Here is a 22,915-nt window from a genome sequence, read left to right as displayed (position 1 = left end):
GGTTTCTCAAGCACCGAGGACTGCACCGGCTACCGGAACAGCCCATCCACATACGCGGCGCCAAGCCCCACGGCTTCGTAATGCGTGCGACACATGGCGATGTAGTCGTGCACATCGAAATAGCCATCGGCATGGCCGTTCCTGTCCAGCCAGATCAGGGGGCCCTTGACGATGAACAGCACGCGCATGGCCTCTTCGTGTTCATGGGCCACCAGGGTGTGCCCTTCTCCTGGAGATTCATAGACAAAGTCCCCCCGGGTCGCAACCCAGTCATGCTCGAGATAGCTCCACTGGCCCGATATCGTGTAGGCGAACACTTCATGCGGGTGGTAGTGGCGGTTCACCAGGCCGGCACTGGTAGCCAGAAGAATGTCGCACCACATATTGCGCTGCGGCGAGATCCAGAGCGGCCGCGATGCCACGGTCTCGGTAAATGGCGCGTACATGCGCATATCGTGTGTGGCCGCATCCGGCACATAGGACTCGGGCTGGGTGTCCGGCTTGAACACCTGCGAGATGGCGGGAATGCCTCTCCAGAACTCCTGACCTGCACCTTTGACGATCATTGCAACTCCTGCGGTGGAACAAGGATCCGGGCGGCTGCGCCATGCATCGGCAATGGAGGAATTCTAGGAATTCAGGGCCGCATTCCCTTGCCCGAAACGGACACCGTGTTGCCCCAAAACGGACATTGCCGCCCCGATCTCATGCGGACTTTCCCGAGAGCAGCTTTTGCCGGTACTCACCGGGGCTCATATGGAAATGGCGTCTGAAGACCCGTGAGAAGTGCGACTGACTCGCAAAGCCCAGGCTCAGCGACAAATCCCCCAGGGACAGCGAGCGTCCCAGATGGCGCTGCATTTCCTGCTCGGCGCGCAGCACGCGCTGGCGCCAGATCCAGCCGCTCGTACTCGATTCATTGCGCGCAAAGATGCGGTTCAGATGCCTGACCGAGATACCCAGGGCCTGCGCCACCTCGCTCGCATCGAGGTCGCTTCTGTCAAGGTTGTCGCGAATATAGATCTCGGCCTGTTGCAGGCGCCAGCGCCAGGCCTCGTTGCCTTCGACCTCGAGCGGACGCTTTTCCACCAGCATGTGCAAGGCAGCGCGGCAGCGCAGCGATACCGAATCCACCTCGTCCACGGACGGATGCTGCAAAAAGCCGAGCACGGCCGACTTGAGCTCCACGGCCATCTGCACCGACCCGGCCTCGAAGCGGTCGACTCTGATGGCCGTGGCAGGCCGCCGGCTGCAGGCCTCACCAAGCAAGTCCGTGGCATCGCATTCGACCACCACCTGATGCATGTCCGTCGCAAAGCCGTAGAGATAGCAACGGTCCGTGGAATAGACGATGACATCGCCCGCATTGAGCGCCATGCACTCCTCGCCCTGAAGAAAAAATGCACGGCCCTGCAACAGCAGACAGGCAAAGATCGAATCCTTGGGATGGGTCTTGAGCATGTCCCTGGGACGCTCGATCACATGCTGGTTGCCGCGAATCTCGGTCAGCTGCACAAGTCCCAGGTCGTAATGCAGCTTGCTCACCAGCAGCCCCTGCTCGGCATGGGTGGAGCATTTAAGACCAACCAGACGCGAAGCGTTCTGCGCCTCCCAGTAGGCGATCCGGTCGCACACGGCAAGCCCATGCGTGGATGCCCTGCCATGAGGAGAAAGCAACTGCACCATATGCGCCACACCTTTCATCAAAAGCTGATGGATGCCTGAAAGCAAAACCGGTGGGGGCGCTGGATATCTTATAAGAACGTGTTTACGATCTCTACGCTGCCGCGTTGGAGCGCAATCGGGATGAGTTCAAAGCGATGGGGCGCAGTTTGCACCGGGGTGCAAGCAAGCCACAGCGCGAAGAAATCGCCCGATTTCGCTCCAACCCTTGGGGCCAGTGCCTTTGCGGGCGGTCTACAGCGTTGCGAATCCTCGCAATAGCACGGCTATTGCTGCGGTGTCGCGCCTCGTATCCCATCCCGCAAAGACACTGGCGCGGCACCGAGGAGATCGTAAACACGTTCTAAGACCCATGCCTGCACACAGACAGGGATGACAGAGCCCTCATGACGCTTGCGCCATCCGAGGCCCGCAGCCAGCATGAATTCCCTTGCGCAGGAGAGGCCAAGGCCCTGCTTGCCGCACAGCCAGGCCTGGCATGGCCTGCACACTCGGGCATGGCAAACCCTGAAGACTGTGGCATGCTTGGGTGCCGTCAGCAGCGGGCCGACTCAAGTTCATCACTCTTATGCATCCACTCTGGCAAGGCCCTCTCTGGGCCCTGGCCGTTCTGCTTGCCGTCCTCGGCATGCTGGGGCCGTTCTCCATAGACACCTATATTCCGGCCTTCTCCGGCATTGCCCTGGCACTGGACGCCACGCCGCTGCAAATGCAGCAAACCCTTTCCGCCTATTTGTTCGGCTTCGCGTTCATGAACCTGTTCCATGGTGCGCTGGCCGACAGCTTCGGGCGCCGCCCCGTCGTGCTCACGGGTCTGGCCATGTTCACACTGGCCTCGGCAGGTTGCGCACTGTCGGAGAGCATTGGACAGCTGATTTTCTTCCGTGCGCTGCAAGGCCTCTCCACCGGCGCCGGCATCGTGGTTTCGCGCGCCGTGGTGCGTGATCTGTTTGCACCGGCCCAGGCCCAGCGCGTCATGGCCCAGATCACCATTTTCTTCGGCATTGCCCCCGCACTGGCACCCATGGTCGGCGGCTGGCTGTTCGTGCATCTGGGCTGGGCTGCGGTGTTCTGGTTTCTGACCCTGGTCGGTGTTCTGCTGTGGAGCATCAACTGGCGTTACCTGCCCGAGTCTCTACCTCAGGAGATGCGCCAGCCGTTTCGCATCAAGCCCTTGATGCAGGGCTATCGGACCCTGTGCAGCGATCCGCGCTTTCTGCTGCTGGCCCTGGCCAGCGGCGTGCCATTCAACGGCATGTTCCTGTATGTTCTGTGCGCCCCCGCCTTTCTGGGCGAGCTTTTGCAGCTTGAGCCCACGCAGTTCTTCTGGTTCTTCATGATCTCCATCGCCGGCATCATGGCCGGCGCCTGGGTCAGCGGGCGGCTGGCCGGACGCATTCCCCCCAAGCGCCAGATACGCCACGGTTTTGTGATTATGCTGGCAGTGTCCCTGGTGAATCTGGCAGCCAATCTGCTGTGGCCTCCCCATGCCAGCTGGGCCATGATTCCCATTGGTGTGTTCTCCTTCGGCTGGGCCATGATGGTGCCCGTGGTCACGCTGCTGGTGCTGGACATACACCCGGAGCGCCGCGGCCTGGCTTCCTCGCTGCAGGCCGTCGTGGGCTCCACGGCCAACGGCATTGTGGCGGGTGTGCTCGCACCCCTTGTGATGCACTCCGCCCTGCTGCTGGCCCTGGGCTCGATCAGCCTCATGCTCATCGGCTTGGCCTCATGGATTTATCTGCATCATCGCTGGCCGGAAATAGGAAGGCACGCCGAGGCCAACTGATACGAACCACCCCGGCCGGAGCCAACCCCTGGGGCAGTGCACAGCACCGAAGAAATCGCCCGCGCAAGTCCTGATCGAAGATGGCGCCCACCCAAGAACAACAATGAAGCATCCTGCCCCCGTGAATTTTCCCACCTTGCGCCAGCTGGAGCTGTTTCTGTCCCTCGTCTCCTCGGAAGGCATTGCCAGCGCCGGTGCCAAGATCGGCATGTCGCCCTCAGCCACCAGCCATGCGCTGCGGGCACTGGAGGAAGGTCTGGGCGCCGAGCTCGTGGACCGCAATGGAACAGGCATCAAGCTCACCTATACCGGCGAACAGGTTCTGCCACACATACGCGACGTCTTCGAGTCGCTGCAGCTCGTTCAGGCCACGGCCCAGGCCGGAGCCGAGCTCAAGACCGGCCTGCTGCGCCTGGGCTCCTTCGGGGCCAGCGCCACGGTCAGAGTCCTGCCTGCGCTGCTGCAGCGCTTTCAGCAGCGCTACCCGGGCATCGAGGTCATGGTCACCGAAAAGCCCGACGAAGAGACCACGCGTGACCTCATAGAGCGCCGGGTGGAGCTCGCCATGGTGACCCTGCCCAAGCCCAGCCACGAGTTCGACACACTGACCCTGGCCGTGGACGAGCTCGTGGCCGTGCTGCCGCAGGACCACGAGCTCAGCACGCAGGACACGATCGAGCTTGCCGATCTGATGCAGCAGCCCTTCATCCTCACGCGTGCGGGCTCCCAGGCCCTGGTGCTCAAGCTGTTTGCAAAAAACGGCATGGCACCCAAAGTGGCCTACGAGCTGCTCCAGCTGATGTCCATACTCGAGCTCGTGGCCGCATCCCGTGGCGTGTCCATTCTTGCCAAGCTGGCCTTGCCTGAGCACTATCCGGGCGTGGTGTTCAAGCCCATCAATCCAGGGGCCTCGCGCTACATAGGCCTGGCCTGTCTGAACCAGGCCAGGCTCTCGCCTGTCGCACGCGCTTTCTGGGAAGACGTGCGCAAGCACAGCACCACCAGAAACTGATGGCTCCAAGAACGTGTTTACGATCTCTACGCTGCCGCGTTGGAGCGCAATCGGGATGAGTTCAAAGCGATGGGGCGCAGCTTGCACCGGGGTGCAAGCAAGCTTTAGCGCTAGAAAATAGCCCGATTTCGCTCCAACCCTTCGGGACAGTGCCTTTGCGGGCGGTCTACAGCGTTGAGAATCCTCGCAATAGCACGGCTATTGCTGCGGTGTCGCGCCTTGCATCCCATCCCGCACAGACACTGGCGCGGCACCGAGGAGATCGTAAACACGTTCTAAAGCTGCGGGCCGCCTGACTCGCAGCCGTCTCGCCATGTTGCCCTGCCGCAGCTTCAACGCAAGCCTGCTCTCGGCCCCGGCGGAGCCTGCCGAGATCAAAAATAACCGATATTGAGCATTGACAATCGCTAATCACAAATTCATGGGGCTCGCATATATTGTCACTCTCAGGACTCAATAATCTTGACTTAATCTTGATTATCGATTTTCCGAGATTTCACAGAATTAATCAAAAATTAACGGAGACATAATATGAAAAGCGTATTCACGGCATTGACCGCGATTTCCATGATGTTCGCTGGTGGTCTTGCAACGGCCCAGGACTATCCACAAAAAGGCAAGCCCCTCACCATGATTGTTCCGTTTGCACCCGGCGGAGCATCGGACCTGCTTGTACGCCTGATAGGTCAGAAGCTCGGCGAGCAGTGGGAGACGCCGGTCGTGGTGCAAAACAAGCCCGGGGGCGATATGGTGATTGCCATGCAAACCGTCGCGCGCGCGGAAAAAGATGGCTACACCATGGGTTTGACGACCAGCAGCTTTGCCTTGAACAAAGTGGTCAAGAAGAACTTTCCCATGGACCCCATCAATGACCTGGCCTCCATAGGCATGGTCGGCCAATCCGCCTATGTGCTGGCGGTGGACAACAGCTCCCCCTACAAGAGCTTCAAGGAGCTGGAAGCGGCAGCTCGGGACAACAAGAACAAGTTCAGCTATGCGTCCTGCTGCTTCGGCACCTACTTCGCGGCCGAAATGATCAAGACCGCCACCAACCTGCAGGGCGTGCATGTGCCTTACAAGGGAAGCTCTCCCGCGCTCAATGCCATGCTGTCCAAGGAGGTCGAATACATCATCGACACGACCACGGCCACCAAGCCCTTCATCACCTCGGGCAAGCTGCGCCCGCTCATGGTCACGGGACGCAAGCGTTCGCCCTCTTTCCCCGATGTGCCGCATCTGGGCGAGGCCGGCGTACCCGGTGACTTCGAGGTCGGGGTCTGGTATGGGCTGGTTTTTCCTGCAGGCACGCCTGCAGAGATCGTCAACAAGACAAATGCCACCTTGAACAAGATTCTGGCCATGCCAGATGTCAAATCCCGCATAGAGGGCTTTGACATCGAGGTCACTCCCAGCAGCCCCGAAAAGATGAGTCAGAAGATTGTGGAGGATTTGAACAAATACGTTTCCGCAGCCAAGAAAGCCAATCTCGACTTCAGCAATCAGTAAATAAAAAATCCGCCATTTATAAATGGCGGATTTTTCAAAATATCAAACCTGAAAATCATAAACCAGCAGGAATTGACATGCATCAGCAGAGATTTTCAGGCTTCCATAGAATATAAATCTTTCAATTTCATCAAAAGAACATGCAGTCTCGATTCGATCTCATCGTCATAGGCGCCGGCTCCGGTGGTATTGCAGCAGCGCGCCGCGCCGCATCCTATGGGGCCAAGGTGCTGCTCGTGGAAGCCAGCCGCATAGGCGGCACCTGCGTGCTGCGCGGCTGCATCCCCAAAAAGCTCATGATGTATGCCTCCGAGTTCTCCGGCATCTGGGACGAGGCTGCATCCTTTGGCTGGTCTACCGGCGCAGCGCACTTCGAGATGGGACGCTGGACCGAGGCCAAGAACAAGGAGCTGGCGCGGCTGGAGCAGATCTATGCACAAATGCTGTCCAGCGCCGGCGTCCAGGTCCTCATGGGCCATGCACGTCTTGCAGGCCCACGCCGTGTCGAAGTCAACGGGCAGGGCCTTGAAGCGGATCGCATTCTGATTGCCAGCGGCGGCGCACCCACAAGCACAGCCTTTACGGGCATAGAAAAGGCCTGGACCTCGAACGAAATACTCGATCTCGATCAATTGCCCGAGTCCATCCTGGTGCTGGGCGCAGGCTATATCGCCGTTGAATTTGCGAGCATTCTTGCGGGCCTGGGCTCCCAGGTCACTATGGCTTATCGGGGCAAGCTGCCCTTGCGCGGCTTTGATGAGGACCTGCGCCTTCTGGCTGCCGAGTCCCTGCAACGCCAGGGTGTGAAGCTCGAGCCCGAATCACAGATGCAGGAATTGCAGCAGACCGGCCAGGGCTTTTCCCTGCAGAGAAGCGGTGCCGCCAGCCTGCAAGCCAAGGCGGCCCTCAATGCCACGGGCCGCCATCCCAATGTGAGCGGACTGGGGCTGGAGAGCCGGGATATAGAGCTGGATGCAGCAGGCGCCATTCCCGTGGATGCTCAAAGCCGCACCAAGGCGGCCGGGGTCTGGGCGATTGGCGATGTGACCAACCGCGTCAACCTGACCCCGGTGGCAATTGCAGAAGGCCGCGCCTTCGCGGACACCGAGTTCGGCTCCAGGCCCAGGCAGATCGAACACCGCAATATTGCAAGCGCCGTGTTCTGCTCTCCGCCCATGGCCAGTGTCGGACTGACCGAAGCCCAGGCCATGGAACAAGGCCCTGTCGATGTCTATACCAGCCAGTTCCGGCCTATGAAGAAGGCCTTTGTGGGCAGCCAGGAGCGCAGCTTCATGAAGCTCATCGTCGATCGCGGAAGCGACCGCGTGGTGGGCATCCATATGCTCGGCGGCGATGCACCAGAAATCATGCAAAGCCTGGCCATTGCCATCACGGCGGGCGCAACCAAGAGCGATTTCGACAACACCATGGCCCTGCACCCCACATCGGCCGAAGAGTTCGTGCTCATGCGCGAGCCTGCCCGCCGTCACGGTTGAGCCGCACGCGCAGCCCCATCGGCAAGACTGCTGTCGCCCCTCGGAACGTGTTGACGATCTCAGGGAGACAGCGCTGAGGGCAACTCGGCAGGAGCCATGTCCACCTCTCCGAACGAAGACAGCAACTGGGCAGTCAGAACATCTCTTTCATTCGAGGTCTTGGTGATCAGGGACACGGGCCTCTCGAAATTCGCCAGGCGCACGATATTGAGCTCCGGCCCCTGGTGCCAGGCTGCGCCATGAATCAAGGGCACGATGGAGATACCCAGCCCCTGCCTGACCAGGGCTGCAATCGCATCCAGGGAGTTGAGCTCCATCGAAGGTTTGGTGAGTACGCCACGCCTGAGCAGGAACTCGTCTATGAGCTGGCCGGCCCAGGTACTGCGGTCAAAGGCGATATAAGGCATGGATGACTTGAGGGCCGCACCTATATCCGCATAACCAGCTCCTGCCGGCGTGATCAGCGCAAATGGCTCGCTGTACAGATAATGCACGCTCAGATTGGTCGGAAAGCGCTTGGGCGGCTGGGTGACTATGGCCATGTCCAGCGTGCCACGATCGACCTGGGCCAGCAGATCACCCGAGATGCCCGCAATGATCTTCACCTCCAGGCAGGGATTCTTTTCCGTCATGCCCTTGAGCAGTCTGGGCAGCACGCCGCTGAGCGCGCTGTTGATGACCCCCAGCGACAGCACTCCGCCTATGGGACAGCCGCCCTTGAGGGCCTTCATCTCCTCGTAGAGGGAAACCATTTTTTCAGCCAGCGGCACCATCTGGCTGCCCGCAGCCGTGAATTCCAGCGAACGCTTGGTCCTGCGAAACAGAGGCAGCCCTAGCTCGTCCTCCATGTTCTTGAGCTGTACGCTGACCGCTGCCTGGGACAGATGGACCTTCTCGGCCGCAGCCACGATGGTGCCGTAGCGATGCAGGGCGAGAAACGAACGCAATGATCTGATCAGCATGGAATCACTCCATGAAATGCATCCACCTCAGGCCAACATGGCCTGAGGGCACCGGTACACGCTCTAAGAGCGTGTTCACGATCTCCTCGGTGCCGTGCCAGTGTCTTTGCGGGATGGGATACAAGGCGCGACACCGCAGCAATAGCCGTGCTATTGCGAGGATTCACAACGCTGTAGACCGCCCGCAAAGGCACTGTCCCGAAGGGTTGGAGCGAAATCGGGCGATTTCTTGGCGTTGGCCCTTGCTTGCACCCCGGTGCAAGCAAGGGCCAACGACTCGAACTCATCCCGATTGCGCTCCAACGCGCCTGCGTAGAGATCGTGAACACGCTCTAAAGGACCGGCTTTCTTGGCAGCACATGGGCATACGCCTCGGCATCTATGCCGAGCTCGGCCAGAACCTCGTCCGTGTGCTGGGCAAAAGCGGGCGGTTTGCTGCGATAGCTTGCAGGCGTGCGCGATAGCTTGACCGGACTGCCCGTGCCCCGATAACCATCCAGATCCACGATCATGCCGCGATGATGGGTGTGCGGATCGTCCACCACTTGGTCTATGGTGCGCACCGGCCCGCAGGGCACGCCCGCAGCCACCAGTTGCTGCGAGAGCTGCAAGCCATCCTTGTCGGCCAGCAGCGCGACCAGAGTGTCACGCAGCTCGTCGCGATGCTGGTTGCGCAGCGCATTCGTGGTGTAGCGCGGGTCGCTGGCGATCTCTGCTCTGCCCAGGACCTTGCACAGGGTCGCAAACTGGCGATTGTTGCCAACTGCCAGGAACAGCTCCGTGGTGCGCGTCTCGAAAGCATCGTAGGGACAGATGTTGGGATGCCTGTTGCCCGAACGCTGAGGCACCTGGCCACTCAGATAGAAGTTGGGCAGTTGAGGGTGAAGCATGGACACGCCCGAGTCATAAAGCGTGGCCTCCACGAACTGGCCCAGGCCGCTTTTGTTGCGCTCTTGCAAAGCCAGCAAAATGCCGATGACGCCGTTCATGCCCGTGACCAGGTCAATGATGGGAACACCCATTCGAAGCGGCTTGCCGCCTTCTTCGCCATTCACGCTCATGAGACCGCTCATGGCCTGCACGGCGGCGTCATAGCCAGGCTGGCTGCCATAAGGGCCGTCGGCACCAAAGCCCGAGATGCGGCAATGCACCAGGCGAGGGAACCTCTCACGCAGTACCTCGGCGCCCAGGCCCCACTTCTCCAGCGTGCCTATCTTGAAGTTCTCGATGAAGACATCGGCATCCTCCAGCATGCGCAGCAGGAGCTCCTGGCCTGCAGCCTGGGTCATGTCCACACAGACATCGCGCTTGTTACGGTTCACGCCTATGAAGTAGCTGGCTGCGTCACCGACAAAGGGAGGGCCCCAGCCGCGCGTCTCGTCACCCATGGGAGGCTCGATCTTGATCACGTCGGCACCGTGGTCGGCGAGGATCTGTCCGCAGAACGGGCCTCCCAGCACGCGACTGGCATCAATGACACGGATTCCGGCCAGGGACCCGGGAACGGTATTGTTGTTATTCGACATGGGTTTCAAGCTCCTTGGCTAACTGCGAGGCAAAGTCGGGATAGGTTTCCTTGAGCTCATCGAGCACACGCCCTCTGAGCAGGCTCAAAGTCGCGGCATCGGGCTCGGGCGTGGCGCTCAAGGCGGGGTCCACATCGAAGTCAAAGCCTGTGGCCTCCCTGATCTCGTCAAGGCTGTGACCCGGATGCACATGAACCAGACGGAAGCGCGCACGCTGTGCATCGAACATGAACAGACCCAGGCCCGTGAGCAAGGCATGGGGGCCGCCCTTGCGATAGACACCGGGATCGCTGGTACCCGGGGCACTGATGAAGTCCACCTTGTCGACCAACACGCGGCGCGAATGCTCTTCACGGAACAGAATCACGCGCGGTACCGTGAAGTACAGATAGGCAGAGCCGAAGGAGCCCGGCCAACGCACCTTGGTCTGGGGATAGTCGCCCACACCCACGAGATTGATGTTGCCCCGACCATCGATCTGGCCGCCGCCGAGGAAAAAGGCATCGATGCGGCCTTGTCCGGCACAGTCGAATAGCTCGGCCGAGCCGTTGGTGAAGAAATTGTGCTGCACCGAGCCCAGAATCGACAGCTTGACGGGCTGCTGCCGGGCCAGCTCTTTCTGCGCCCGCAGCAGCATGGCGGCAGCTGCAGGAATCGGCGAGGAGGCGCCTACAGCCACATGCCGAACACCGTCCAGCAGGGAAGCGATAGTGACGATCAAGCGCTCACGTGCGCTGGCTGCAATAACGGCACTCATGGGTACACCTGCGCTATCCATTGTTCAAAGCCCTGTGGGGTGCGCGCCATCTGCGCATAACGCAGCAGCTCGGCGGTATCGGGCGCGTACTCGCCCCAGAGCCCATAAGGCCAGGCGCCTTTCTCGGCCCGGGCCACACCGTCCACATACAAGGCTGGCAGCACGCCGGCTGCGGTCTGCTCATCGTCGAGCAGCCTGTGCTCCACGATGCGTTCCACGGTCACAAAAGTCTTGCGGCTCGCATAGGCCATGGCTGCGAGCTCGCGCCGCCTGCCAATCCAGACATTGCCCTCCCTGTCGGCCACAGGCGCATGAAAAATGCAGATGTCAGGATTCAGGGCTGGGATCGCGACCACGGGATCGGGCTCGTCGGCAAACGGGTTTTGCATGACCCGCCAGTCCTTGCGATGCAACAGCACATCCGTGCCTATGAGCCCGCGCAGCGTGGTGAAGGGCGAGCCTTTTTGCGCAGCCATGAGGCCTGCATGAATGGCAGGGCAGGTGCTGTCCTTCATCTGGATGCGGCCTTCTGCAATCGCCCGCATGAAGCAGGGAGCGCCGCCGGCCTCGCCCAGGCTCACGGCGCTGGTCTCCACGCTTTGCACCAAGCCCGCGCCTATGAGGATGTCAAACGACAGCCCTGCCGTGGGCACACCCACCAGGGCCAGGCGCCGCGGCGCGCGCTTGAGCAGCGGCCCCACCATGGCCATGGGCACGCCTGCATAATCCACGGGCATGGCCAGCCTGCAGCCATCGCCGATCTGCGCGGCAATTTGCTCCACGCTCATCAGCCACATGTTTTGCGGCATTTCGTCTCCTTTGTTTTTTGGCAGCTGCAGCCTGTCTCTCCACTTGGCAGCCGCCTTGTGATCAATCTACGACATGTGCCATGCCGGGCAGCCCCTCACCCCAGCCCTCTTCCCCAAAGGAGCGAGGGAGTAAAACCAGGGCCCAGCGCCAAAAAACGGCGCACCCCAACTCAGGGCCCTTTCAGGGGGAAGCCGGCCACAAAGCCGCTCAGGGGGTCTTCAGTTGTATTGCCAACATCTCCCCCGTGGCGCAGATCTGGTCTTCGGCCAGCAGGCTCAAGTCCACCCAGACCTTGCGCCCTGAGATGGAGCGCAACCGTCCCTTGACCGTGAGCGGCGTTCCCAGCGGCGTGGGCGCCTTGAAATCGACTTTCAGCGAGGCCGTCACAAAGCGTGGCAAATCCATGCCAGGCTCCAGCGCCTGCCCTTGCTCGCTGGCCGCAAAGCCTGCGGCCGAGGCCGTGCCATGGCAGTCCATGAGCGAAGCCACCATGCCGCCATAGACATGGTCAGGCACGCCACCGCTGTATTTGGCATCCGGCGTGAAGACGGCCTCGGTTTCACCACCCCTCAAATAGCTTTTGAGCTGATGGCCCTGACTGTTTCTGGCGCCACAGCCGTAGCAGTGGGCAAATTCGCTGGCGTAGAGGTCTTGTATTGCGGGCATGACGGCTCCTACAACTCGCTCTCGTTGGAGTAGCCCGAGATGAAGGGCTTGAGTGCACTGCTCTGGGCATCGAACACATGCCTGGAAATGCGGCCTATGTTGCCGCCATAGACATGGATGCTGATCGAGACCTGGTCTTCATACAGATTGGAGACGCGGTGGATGTCGCCGGTCGTGGGCGAGAGGCTCTCCACCATGCCCGGCGAGAGCACGTCCACGCCCAACGCACGCATGGGCTGGCCAGGCTCGCCCAGGGCAAAGTTCTCGGCGCGCTCACCGCCGCGCAGCATGCCTATCAAGGCCCAGACCGTGTGGTTGTGCACAGGCGTCTTCTGCCCGGGGCCCCAGACGAAACTGACCACAGAGAAGCGGTTGTCGGGATCCGCATGCAGCAGATATTGCTGGTAATACTGGGGATGGGGCTGGGCATACTGTTCAGGCAGCCATTCGTCCTTGCTCACGAGATCGGCCAAAAGAGCGCCGCCCTTGGCGAGGACCTGCGCCTCGTCACCGGTGGCCTCGTCCACAACACGCGTGAACTCACGAACGAAGTGATCAAAGCATGCGGGGCTGTTGTTCATTGATGTCTCCATTTAGATGTTTTTAATCTGGCTCCGAAAAATCATACAAAGGCCAAATTTTTTCTATGAGTCCATTGTTTGATCGCAGAGCCTCAGCATCAATTGAAATTGAATTCAAGCAAAAGAGAGCATCTTCCGCAGGCAGGGATGGCCCAACAGACTCGACGGGATGCTCTCACAAAACAGAATCCAGACTTCAAGATGCCAGGAACACCGCTGGATCACCCCTGTTTCTCAGCGAGCTTCTGGTAGCCATCGCGTGTTTGCGGCAGCTTCATGCCCAGCAGCGAAGCTGCGACCTGGGTACGCAGAATCTGGGCCGTTCCTCCCGCAATCGTGAACATGCGCGCATCACGTACATGACGCTCCATGGGGTTGTGGCGGCCATAGCCCGAGGAGCCGTAGAACTGCAGCGCATCATTGGTGACCTTGTTGGCGGTCTCGGCCGCAAAAATCTTGGCACGTGCAGCCTTGTCAATATCCGGAAACTCGGCACCGCTGGCCGCCGCATGGTGCAGCAGCAGGCGTGCGGCCTCAAGCTGGGTGGACATGTCGGCCAGCATCCACTGCAGGCCCTGGAATTCGGCAATGGGACGGCCGAACTGGCGACGATCCTTGAGATAGGCAAGACCTTCCTCGAACGCGCCCTGGGCAATCCCCAGGGACACTGTTCCCGCACCCACGCGCTGGGCGTTATAAGCCGTCATCAGCCCCGCGAATCCGCGCTTGAGACCACCGGGAGGCACGACCATCATGGACTTGTGGACCTTGAGATCGCGGAACTCCATGTGGGTTTCGGGAATACCGCGCACACCCATGGCATACAGTCTGCGGCCCACCACCAGGCCTTCGGTGCCGCTGTCTTCGCGCACGCAGATGAAGGCGCCAATGCCTTGTTCCACGCCGTCCTCGAACACGCGTGCAAAGATCAGGTGCAGGCGCGAGACGCCGCCGCCCGTGATCCAGTACTTTTCGCCATTCAGAATGTAGTCATCACCTTTTTTGACCGCAAACGTCGTCATCTCGCTGGCCGCGCTGCCCGCATTCGGCTCGGAGATGCAGATCGCGGGCTTGTCCCCGGCCAGCACCAGACCTGCAGCCAGCTTGAGCTGCTCTGCCGAGCCATACCTGGCGATGGCGCCAATCGCGCCCATGTTGGCCTCGACGGTAATGCGCCCCATGGTGGCACAGGCCTTGGCCATTTCCTCGATGACGATGACCGTGTCCAGATACGACAGGCCCTGGCCACCCGCGCTCTTGGGCAAGGTCATGCCCATGAACCCCGCATCGCGCAGCTTGGCGATGTTGTGCCAGGGATAGGCCTCGGTTCTGTCGGTCTCGGCCGCCGTTGCGGCGAACTCGCCTTGCGCAAGCTCGCGGGCGCGCACTTTGAGCGCCTGTTGTTCTGCAGTCAGTTGGTACATGGATGGATCTCCTTGGAATTGTTCGGGCTCTGTTCCGGCTCAGGCCTGGCCCAGCCAGTCGTTCAGGACTTCGGTTTGGTGCTCCCCCATGCGCGGCGGCACATGGCGATAGCTAGGCGGCGTGAGCGACATCCTCAAAGGGTTGGCCAGCAGGCCCAGCTCGCCACCTTCGGCCCAATCACAGGCCATGCGCAACTCAGCTCCGCGCGCCTTCACATGCGGGTCGGAAAACACGTCTTCGAGGTTGTTCACGGGACCACAGGGCACGCCTGCCGCTTCCAGGACCTGCAGCCACTGGGCGCGCGGGCGGGTCTGGAGCAAGGTCCCGATCCGGGCGCAAAGCTCGACGCGATTTTCTATACGCAGCACATTGCTTGCATAGTGCGCATCGTCCGCCAGTGCGGCCTCGCCTGCGACTTCGCAAAAGCGCCGGAACTGCCCATCATTGCCGACAGCCAAAATCATGGGCGCATCGGCCGTGGAGAACACCTGATAAGGCACGATGTTCGGATGTCCGTTGCCGAGCCGGGTCGGCAGCTTTCTATCGGCCAGGTAATTGGTGCCTGCATTGACCAGCCAGGCAATCTGGGTATCCAGCAGTGAGATATCGATTTGCTGGCCCAGGCCCGTAGCGGCTTTGTGCCTGAGCGCTGCCAGGATGCCCACGGCAGCGTACATGCCCGTCATCACATCGGCAATGCCCACACCGACCTTCATGGGCTGGCCCTCAGGCTCGCCGGTCAGACTCATGATGCCGCCCATGCCCTGAATCAGAAAGTCATAGCCGGGCCGGCTTGCATAAGGCCCGGTCTGGCCAAAGCCCGTGACCGAGCAATACACCAAGCCTGGATATTTGTCGCGGATCTGTTCATAGGCCAAGCCATATTTCGCCAGACCACCCTGCTTGTAGTTCTCCACAAGCACATCGGCCTTGGCAATGAGCTGATGCACCAGAGCCTGGCCCTTCTCGGTGCTGATGTCGATGGCAATGGAGCGCTTGTTGCGGTTGGCACAAAGATAGTAGGCGCTCTCGCTTGTGGACCGGCCTTCGGCATCGCGTATATAGGGCGGCCCCCATTTACGGGTGTCATCGCCCTCTCCGGGCTTTTCGACCTTGACCACATCGGCTCCCAGATCACCCAGCAGTTGAGCAGCGCTGGGACCGGCAAGAATGCGCGAAAGATCCAGAACCTTGACGCCATCCAACGCCATCGCCGCCACCACGCTCATGGCAAATCCTTTACGCAATGCTTCACCGACATAGGGTTCACGCTATCAATTTTGCTATCCATTGAATTTTTCACACTCCGTCTCCAGACATGGTGCGAATTTAGGATTCAAAGCCGTCAGCCTCAATTGAAGTTGAATTCAATTCAAAAGCTTTCAGAGATGCAGTTTTAGTAAGAGTCGTAACTTCAAACCTGCCTTCCGGCTTTAGATCACCAGCACAAAACATGCATGCGCTGCATGCGTGTCTTCATATCGGAAATAGAGATCCTGTCTCTCCACTGCCTTGAAAACACAGAGAAATGCTTGCGTCCATGCGCTCCCGCAGTTCCGGCGAAACAGGCACATGAAGCTGCGTGTTGTGGCAGACCACCAGCGAATTACCGTTCACGATTGATGCATTCCGGCTCTGCTCTAGGTGGATGCCCTAGATCAGTCATTTTTTGATTAAATAAAATCATTATTGATTTTTTAAAATCAAACGGAGGAATCCATGGGAACGAATAGCAAGCACAAGCTGAATAAAATCACTTTTGTGGCAAAAGCATGAGAAGCACGCTTGAACTGCGTCATATCAGCAAGCGCTTTTCGGGAGTGAGCGCATTGGATGACGTGTGCTTCGATGTACGCCCGGGTGAGGTGCATGCGCTCATGGGAGAGAACGGTGCGGGCAAGTCCACGCTGATCAAGATCATGTCAGGTGTGCACCAACCCGACGCCGGGGAGTTGTGGATGTCGGGCCGGCCTGTGCATTTCAGCTCGCCAGGCGATGCTGCGCGCAATGGCATTGCAACCGTGCACCAGGAGCTGCTGCTTTTTCCCGACCTTTCAGTGGCAGAGAACATTGCGATGGGCTCACCTTTGCGTCGCAGCTTTCTAGGCACCATAGACTGGCCTTTCATACGCCAGCGGGCACGCAGCCTGCTCGAGGATCTGCAGTGCAGCGATCTCGACGTGGATGTGCCGGTACGCGCACTCTCGGTGGCCAACCGGCAACGCGTGGAGATCGCGCGTGCGCTGGCTCAAGAGCCGCGCGTCCTGATCATGGACGAACCTACGGCTGCGCTCTCCGATGCCGATGCCCAGCGCCTGCTGGACGTGGTCCAGCGTCTGCGCGCCCGGGGCGTCGCCATCATCTACGTCAGCCATCGCATGCCCGAGGTCTATGCACTGGCCGATCGCATCACGGTACTGCGTGACGGCCGTCAAGTGGCAACGCTGACCGCCATAGGCGTACAGCCGAACAAGCTGGTTGCACTGATGGTTGGCCGCCCTGTCGAGCAGTTGTATCCCCAGGCACACGACAGCTCGCGCCTGCCGCAGGTACCGCGGCTCGAACTGCGCGGCCTCTGTTGTGGCCACAGGGTACGCGATCTAACGTTCACGCTGCATGCGGGGGAGGTCATCGGCATCGCAGGCCTGATAGGCGCAGGCCGCACCGAGCTAGCTCTCACGATTTTCGGCATTACGCCAGCCACCTCGGGTCAGCTCCTCGTCGACGGCCAGCCGGTGAGCATTCGCACCCCGGCCCAGGCACGAGATCTTGGCATCGCCTATGTGCCCGAGGATCGCGGCCAGCAAGGCCTGATTCGCTCCCAAGGTGTTCGCGAGAACTTTTCACTCGCATGCCTGCAGCAATTTGCCAATGCAGGCTTTGTGAGCACAGTGGCCGAAGCCAAGGCTGCGCAGCAGGCAATCGAGCGTTTCGGCATCCGCACCAGAGGCCTTGAACAGCCGGTACGCCATCTCTCTGGCGGCAATCAGCAAAAGCTCGTGCTTGCCAAGTGGCTGGCGACCCGACCCGGCATCGTCATCCTCGACGAGCCCACTCGCGGCATCGACGTGGGAGCCAAGGCCGAAATCTATGCACACATCAGGCGCCTGGCACAAGAAGGGCTTGCCATTGTTCTGATCTCCAGCGATTTGCCAGAAGTGCTGGGCATGAGTGACCGCATCCTCGTCATGAGCGCCGGGCGCATAACGGCAAGCTTCGATCGCCAGCAAGCCACGGCTGAGCTCGTTGGCGAAGCCATGATCCACCTTGGTATGCCGGAGGCCGCATGAACAGCGTCACAGGTCTTGCCAACGCCACGCCAGCCAGAGTCAGCAGCCCAGCAGCACCGCCAAGCGCGTTGCTGGGCAAGTGCCTGGCGGCATGGCGTCAGCAACTGATTTTGCTTGCAGCAATCGCCTTTCTGCTGCTGTGCGTCAGCATGGTCAACCCCGGCTTTACCGAGAGCCGCAACCTCATCAGTCTTTTCTCCAGCAATGCCTACATTGCGGTGGCAGCCATCGGCATGGCTGTCGTCATCATCAGCGGGCACATCGACGTCTCGGTCGGCGCGCTCATCGGTGTGCTCGCAATGGTCTCGGGCTACCTGGCCGTCAACGGATTTCCTGCCTGGCTTGCATGGCTCGCGCCCGTACTGCTGGGCGCGCTGTTCAACGCCTGTGTTGGTGCTCTTGTGGCCTGGGGGCGCATTCCATCCATCGTGGCCACGCTAGGTGTGATGTCCATTCTCAAGGGGGGACTGATCGGCTTGACCAGTGGCGTCTGGCTCACCAATCTCCCCCCCGCCTTTTTGATCGCTCAACATCGCTTGCTGGGTTTGCCCGCCAGCATCTGGCTCATGCTGGCCCTGAGCATGCTGACCGCCTGGTGGATGCATAGCTCCGTGCTGGCACGCCGCTTCTACGCACTCGGATCAAATGCAGATGCCGCACGCATCACGGGAATACGTACACAGCCGACCGTCGTTCTGGCCTTCGCAATCCACGGCGGCTTTGCCGGGGTGGCGGCCGTTCTGTACGCGACACAGTTGCAGGTCATACAGTCCACCGTGCCCGCCAACCTGGAGCTCACCATCATCGCCGCCGCCGTCGTTGGTGGCATCAGCATACTCGGCGGCCGCGGCAATGTGCTGGGCCCCATGCTTGCCGCGCTACTGTTCGCCGTCATTACCTCGGCCCTGGTCTTTCTTAATGTGTCCGCCTACTGGCTACGCGCCGTACAGGGCCTGATGATTCTCGCAACAGTACTGGCCGACATCTACAGCCGCAGGAGGCTCGCATGAACACCCAAGCGATGACCGCTGCCGACAGCAACAGGCAACTGCCCACGAGCACCCTCGGCGGCCTGCTGCGCCACGAGAGCGTACTCGCCTTGCTGCTGCTTGCAGCCCTGGCCATTCTCTCGTCCCGCTCCGAGCACTTCTTCACACTGGACAATCTGCTCAATCAAGGCCGTCTAATGACCGAGGTCAGCCTGATCGCTCTGGCCATGACCTTTGTGATCGTGACCGGAGGCATTGATCTCTCGGTAGGCTCGATCTTCGGTCTTGCAGCAGTCTGCATGGGGGTTCTCTGGCAGAGCGCACAGCTGCCTCTGCCTGTCGCCATCGTGCTGGCTGTCGTCATCGGCATGCTCGCAGGCTTGTTCAATGGATTGCTGATCACGCGCTTTTCGGTACCGCCGTTGATTGCGACACTGGCCACCCTCATGCTGTACCGGGGCATAGCCGAAGGCGTGAGCCAGGGCCGCTCCGTACGCGGATATCCGGACTGGTTTCTGAACTTCGCCGAGGCCGAGTTGCTCGGCATCCCCTGCCAGTTGCTGCTGCTCGGCATCTGCGCCATCGTGGCGGCTGTGGTACTGGGCTTTACAAGCTTCGGCCGTGCGACCTACGCCGTGGGAGCCAACAAGACTGCAGCCCACTTCTCGGGCATTCATGTGCAACGCACCCAGCTTTGGATCTATGCAAGCTCGGGGACGCTGGCGGCGGCGGCGGCGATGCTCTTCGTCACACGCGTATCGACAACTCGCTCCGACATGGGTGCAGGCCTTGAGCTTGATGCCATCACGGCCGTAGTCCTTGGCGGCAGCAGCATTTTCGGCGGCCGCGGCACGATCGTTGGCACCTTGCTCGGCCTGATGCTGATGCAGGCACTCAAGAACGGCCTTGTGCTCGCAGGCGTGAAAGGCGACGGCACCATCATCGTCATCGGTGTCGTGTTGATTGCGACCATTCTCATGAGCAACCTTTTCAACCGCAGCCACGAGCGCGGATAGACAAACCAGCATCGTCCGCCCCCACTCTTCGTTTTCAGAAGGAGACTGCTATGAAGAAGCGCGCCCCCAACTGGTCCTGCACGGTCTTTGGTCTCGCGTGGCTGTCTGCCAGCCAGGCTGCCAGTGCCGCAGGCTGGACCGGAGCTGATGATCTGCCCACTCGCCCCCTGACCTGCGACGCCAGCCCGGCTCCGCTGAGCAGCAAGCCATATGATGGAGGCCAGCCCAAGAATGCTCCCGACCGCAAAGGCAAAAAGCTTACGGTCATCGATGTACCCAAGCTCATTGGTATTGGCTACTTCAACGCCACCTCCAAAGGCATTGCCTCTGCAGCCAAGGAACTGGGCAACGTCTCTGTCAAGACCGACGGCTCGACTAAGGCAAATATTGATGAGCAGGTCACCTTCATCGACAACTACATCACCAGTGGTGTAGATGGCATTTTGTTCGCCGCCAATGACCCGACGGCGATTGCTCCCGTTCTGCGCAAGGCACTCTCCAAAGGCATTCTCGTCGTCGGCTACGACGCCAATGCCACGCCAAACTCTCGCCAATGGTTCATCAACCAGGCCGAGGCCAACGGCATAGGCAAGGCGCTGATGGACACGCTGGCCAAAGAGACCCGTGGCCAGGGCGGCTTTGCGATTGTCACTTCCACTTTTGCCACACCCAACCAGGCACGCTGGATCGCCGAGATGTCGACCTATCAAGCCAAGTGCTATCCCAAAATGAAATGGCTGGAGACCGTGGAGGCACAAGAAGACAACGCCTTGTCATTCACCCAGGCGAGCACGCTGATCAGCAAGTACGGAGACAAGTTGGCAGGAATCATCGGCATGACCACGGTCGCCACCCCTGCAGCAGCCGAGGCTGTAAAACAGGCGAACAAGTGCGGGAAGATCGCGGTAAGCGGCATTGGCGTGCCAAATGCGATGAAGCCCTATCTCGCCAATGGATGTGCAAGCTCCACCGTGCTGTGGAACCCCGTGGACCTGGGATATGCCTCCATGTATGCACTGCGTGCAGCAGCCGATGGGGTGCTGACCCCCTCCAGCACCTCGCTCAAGGCGGGAAGACTTGGTGATTTGCGCATCATCAACGGCAGTGAAATCTTGCTGGGCTCGCCCTATGTGTTCACAAAGGACAACGTAGGCGGCTTCGATTTCTGATCCCAGACTACCAGGCCTTCTCCATGAGCCTCTACATCGGCATAGATATCGGCACTTCGGGTGTGCGCGCCCTTGCCATCGACAGCGAAGGGAAACCCGCTGGTGAAGCTGCGCAGGAGCTTCCCGCACCTGAGCGTCAAGGCCTGGCCGTCTGGCAGGAGGCCGAATGCTGGTGGCAAGCAACGCGCCAGGTGCTGACGAGACTGCTCTGCGGGTTAGATCCAGGGCGCGTAGAGTCCCTGGCTTTCAACGGGACCTCGGGCACCTTGCTTCTGACAGCAGCAGACGGGCAGCCTCTCGCTCCAGCCCTGATGTACAACGATGCACGCGCAGTCGAAGCCATGAAGGCCATAGAGCACGTTGCACCCGCGAATAGTGCAGCACGCGGAACGGGCTCATCGCTTGCACGCCTGCTGCATCTGCAGCGCCATCACCCGCGGGCACGCCATGCATTGCACCAAGCCGACTGGCTGGCTGGCCGCATGAGCGGGCACTGGGGATTCAGCGACCACAACAATGCGCTCAAGCTCGGCTACGACCCACAGGCTCTGTGCTGGCCGGACTGGCTCTCTAAGCTGGGCGTTGATGAACGCCTGCTGCCTCAAGTCACAGCGCCCGGCACGGCTCTGCATACCATAGACTTGCGTATTGCCCACGAGTTCGGCCTTCGGCCTGATGTACGGATCGTGGCCGGCACCACCGACGGTGTGGCCGCCTTCATGGCCACGGGCGCAAGAGAAATCGGTGATGCGGTGACCTCTCTCGGATCCACCCTGGTTCTCAAGGTGGTGTCAGATACCGGCACCTGGGCCGCCGAGTACGGCGTATACAGCCATAGATTTGAGGGACGATGGCTGGCCGGGGGAGCCTCCAACAGCGGAGGAGCCGTCCTGTTGCAGTTTTTCGACCAGGCGACCATGCGTGCACTGACTCCGCGCCTTCGCCCTGACCATCCCACCGGCCTGGGCTACTACCCCCTTCCCCATCGCGGCGAGCGCTTTCCGAGCAACAACCCGGCTCAGCTCTCACGCACCCTTCCCAGGCCGAAAGACGATGCGCTTTTCTTTCAGGCACTGCTTGAAGGCATCGCGTCTATCGAGCACGATGGCTACCGGCGCCTCCAGGCTTTGGGCGCCCCTTATCCAAAGCGCATACGCACAGCAGGAGGAGGAGCGGTCAATGCAGCCTGGACCGAGATACGGCGCCGCTGCCTGGGCACGGAGATGGTTGCATCAGCCCACACCGCAGCCGCCTACGGCACAGCCCTGCTGGCCTTGCGCGGTGCTGCCTCCAGCCCGGCTCAGCCCAAACCACAGACACTGGATCCATAAATGAACCCATGCCATCACACCGAAGGCTTGAGAGCTCTTGCCGATCACTACGACGGTTTCGTGATTGATCAATGGGGCGTGCTTCACGACGGCCGCACCGCCTACCCAGGTGCCATCCAGGGACTGCAGCGCCTGATGGCACTGGGAAAGCAGATTGTGATCCTCAGCAACTCCGGAAAGCGTGTGGCCCCCAACGTGCAGCGACTGGACTCCATGGGTTTTATACAAGGCGACAGCTACACCCATCTGGTCACCTCGGGTGAGGCCGCTTGGCAGAGCATCAAGGAACGCAGTGATGCCTTCTATGCTGCGCTGGGTCCATACTGTCTGCTCATCGGAGACTGCTCTGACAACCTCAGTGCCATGCAAGAGCTGGCCATCGAACGGGTTGATATACCCGAAGCTGCAGACTTTGTGTTGCTCAGCAGTGCGGGCGAAGCCAATATGCTCGCGCATACTCAGGCCCTGCTGGAGCGTGCACTGGCTCTGGACCTGCCTCTGATCTGTACCAATCCTGACATGGTACGCATTGTGGATAGTCAGCTCCACCCCAGCGCCGGTGTACTGGCGCGCAACTACGAGCAGCGCGGCGGCAGCGTTCGCTTCGTCGGCAAACCCTACCCCGACGTCTACAAGATCTGCCACGATCTTTTGGCAAAGGCAGATGTCACACGCATTGCCGCCATAGGCGACTCTCTGGAGCATGACATCAACGGCGGCACACGCGCAGGCTTCGCTACTGTGCTCATTCTCGGCGGCATACATCGCGACTGTTTTGAGAAGGCATCCAATGCAAGCGACCGGCAGCAACGCCTTCAAGCACTGCTGACACAAGGCCAGGGGCTGTACTGCCCCCCCAACTGGACCATGCCAATCCTACGCTGGTAATGCCATTCCCCCCTCTCAC

General features: G+C 60.4%; 20 protein-coding genes. 10 read left to right on the top strand and 10 right to left on the bottom strand.

Annotated features, from left to right (window positions below; translation table 11 throughout):
- Positions 1-29: 29 nt before the first annotated feature.
- Positions 30-566 (bottom strand): 2,4'-dihydroxyacetophenone dioxygenase family protein, encoded by a 537-nt coding sequence (locus tag G486_RS0110140; protein ID WP_156919982.1) that lies wholly within the window; start codon positions 564-566, stop codon positions 30-32.
- Between the two features lie 139 nt (positions 567-705).
- The gene (locus G486_RS0110135; protein WP_169728587.1) at positions 706-1,686 is read right to left on the bottom strand and encodes a helix-turn-helix domain-containing protein; all 981 of its coding nucleotides are present in this window, start codon (positions 1,684-1,686) and stop codon (positions 706-708) included.
- Between the two features lie 565 nt (positions 1,687-2,251).
- On the opposite strand from G486_RS0110135, the gene G486_RS0110130 reads away from it, so the two are divergent.
- From G486_RS0110130 to gorA, 4 genes are all read left to right on the top strand, one after another.
- The gene (locus G486_RS0110130; RefSeq protein WP_027015443.1) at positions 2,252-3,472 is read left to right on the top strand and encodes a multidrug effflux MFS transporter; all 1,221 of its coding nucleotides are present in this window, start codon (positions 2,252-2,254) and stop codon (positions 3,470-3,472) included.
- A gap of 103 nt (positions 3,473-3,575) precedes the next feature.
- Positions 3,576-4,484, top strand: coding sequence for a LysR family transcriptional regulator (locus tag G486_RS0110125; protein ID WP_027015442.1), 909 nt, complete (start codon positions 3,576-3,578; stop codon positions 4,482-4,484).
- A 531-nt stretch (positions 4,485-5,015) separates the two neighbouring features.
- Positions 5,016-5,990: a Bug family tripartite tricarboxylate transporter substrate binding protein gene (locus G486_RS0110120; protein ID WP_027015441.1), complete on the top strand. Its 975-nt coding sequence runs from the start codon at positions 5,016-5,018 to the stop codon at positions 5,988-5,990.
- A 140-nt stretch (positions 5,991-6,130) separates the two neighbouring features.
- Entirely contained in the window at positions 6,131-7,486 is a 1,356-nt protein-coding gene (gorA, locus tag G486_RS0110115; protein WP_027015440.1) for a glutathione-disulfide reductase, read from the top strand.
- Between the two features lie 59 nt (positions 7,487-7,545).
- Here gorA and G486_RS21985 read toward each other — a convergent pair whose 3' ends face one another.
- The 8 genes from G486_RS21985 to G486_RS0110075 form a co-directional block, all read right to left on the bottom strand.
- Positions 7,546-8,448: a LysR family transcriptional regulator gene (locus G486_RS21985; RefSeq protein WP_051303386.1), complete on the bottom strand. Its 903-nt coding sequence runs from the start codon at positions 8,446-8,448 to the stop codon at positions 7,546-7,548.
- Between the two features lie 332 nt (positions 8,449-8,780).
- Positions 8,781-9,974: a CaiB/BaiF CoA transferase family protein gene (locus G486_RS0110105; RefSeq protein ID WP_027015439.1), complete on the bottom strand. Its 1,194-nt coding sequence runs from the start codon at positions 9,972-9,974 to the stop codon at positions 8,781-8,783.
- Entirely contained in the window at positions 9,964-10,731 is a 768-nt protein-coding gene (locus tag G486_RS0110100; protein ID WP_027015438.1) for a CoA-transferase, read from the bottom strand. The genes G486_RS0110105 and G486_RS0110100 overlap by 11 nt, the downstream gene beginning before the upstream one ends.
- Positions 10,728-11,540 (bottom strand): CoA transferase subunit A, encoded by an 813-nt coding sequence (locus tag G486_RS0110095; RefSeq protein WP_027015437.1) that lies wholly within the window; start codon positions 11,538-11,540, stop codon positions 10,728-10,730. The genes G486_RS0110100 and G486_RS0110095 overlap by 4 nt, the downstream gene beginning before the upstream one ends.
- 208 nt (positions 11,541-11,748) lie before the next feature.
- Positions 11,749-12,207 (bottom strand): PaaI family thioesterase, encoded by a 459-nt coding sequence (locus G486_RS0110090; protein WP_027015436.1) that lies wholly within the window; start codon positions 12,205-12,207, stop codon positions 11,749-11,751.
- An 8-nt stretch (positions 12,208-12,215) separates the two neighbouring features.
- Entirely contained in the window at positions 12,216-12,788 is a 573-nt protein-coding gene (locus tag G486_RS0110085) for a cysteine dioxygenase family protein (protein ID WP_027015435.1), read from the bottom strand.
- A gap of 221 nt (positions 12,789-13,009) precedes the next feature.
- Positions 13,010-14,212, bottom strand: a complete 1,203-nt coding sequence (gene acdA, locus G486_RS0110080) for a 3-sulfinopropanoyl-CoA desulfinase (protein WP_027015434.1) — start codon at positions 14,210-14,212, stop codon at positions 13,010-13,012.
- Between the two features lie 39 nt (positions 14,213-14,251).
- The gene (locus G486_RS0110075) at positions 14,252-15,442 is read right to left on the bottom strand and encodes a CaiB/BaiF CoA transferase family protein (protein WP_027015433.1); all 1,191 of its coding nucleotides are present in this window, start codon (positions 15,440-15,442) and stop codon (positions 14,252-14,254) included.
- 543 nt (positions 15,443-15,985) lie between these two features.
- Here G486_RS0110075 and G486_RS0110070 point away from each other — a divergent pair.
- Genes G486_RS0110070 through G486_RS21975 form a run of 6 tightly spaced genes read left to right on the top strand, consistent with a single transcriptional unit; the run spans position 15,986 to position 22,896 of the window.
- Entirely contained in the window at positions 15,986-17,503 is a 1,518-nt protein-coding gene (locus G486_RS0110070; RefSeq protein ID WP_027015432.1) for a sugar ABC transporter ATP-binding protein, read from the top strand.
- The gene (locus tag G486_RS0110065) at positions 17,500-18,513 is read left to right on the top strand and encodes an ABC transporter permease (protein ID WP_027015431.1); all 1,014 of its coding nucleotides are present in this window, start codon (positions 17,500-17,502) and stop codon (positions 18,511-18,513) included. The genes G486_RS0110070 and G486_RS0110065 overlap by 4 nt, the downstream gene beginning before the upstream one ends.
- The gene (locus tag G486_RS0110060; RefSeq protein WP_211233774.1) at positions 18,510-19,508 is read left to right on the top strand and encodes an ABC transporter permease; all 999 of its coding nucleotides are present in this window, start codon (positions 18,510-18,512) and stop codon (positions 19,506-19,508) included. The genes G486_RS0110065 and G486_RS0110060 overlap by 4 nt, the downstream gene beginning before the upstream one ends.
- Positions 19,509-19,558: 50 nt before the next feature.
- Positions 19,559-20,677 (top strand): autoinducer 2 ABC transporter substrate-binding protein, encoded by a 1,119-nt coding sequence (locus G486_RS0110055; protein ID WP_027015429.1) that lies wholly within the window; start codon positions 19,559-19,561, stop codon positions 20,675-20,677.
- A 23-nt stretch (positions 20,678-20,700) separates the two neighbouring features.
- The gene (locus tag G486_RS21980) at positions 20,701-22,008 is read left to right on the top strand and encodes an FGGY-family carbohydrate kinase (RefSeq protein ID WP_051303384.1); all 1,308 of its coding nucleotides are present in this window, start codon (positions 20,701-20,703) and stop codon (positions 22,006-22,008) included.
- Positions 22,009-22,896, top strand: a complete 888-nt coding sequence (locus tag G486_RS21975) for a TIGR01459 family HAD-type hydrolase (protein WP_051303382.1) — start codon at positions 22,009-22,011, stop codon at positions 22,894-22,896.
- Positions 22,897-22,915: the final 19 nt, after the last annotated feature.

Origin of the sequence: Comamonas composti DSM 21721, assembly GCF_000429845.1 — a bacterium.
Classification (GTDB): domain Bacteria; phylum Pseudomonadota; class Gammaproteobacteria; order Burkholderiales; family Burkholderiaceae_C; genus Comamonas; species Comamonas composti.
The sequence above is the reverse complement of the archived record's forward strand: the minus strand, read 5'-3'. Positions and strand labels throughout refer to the sequence as shown.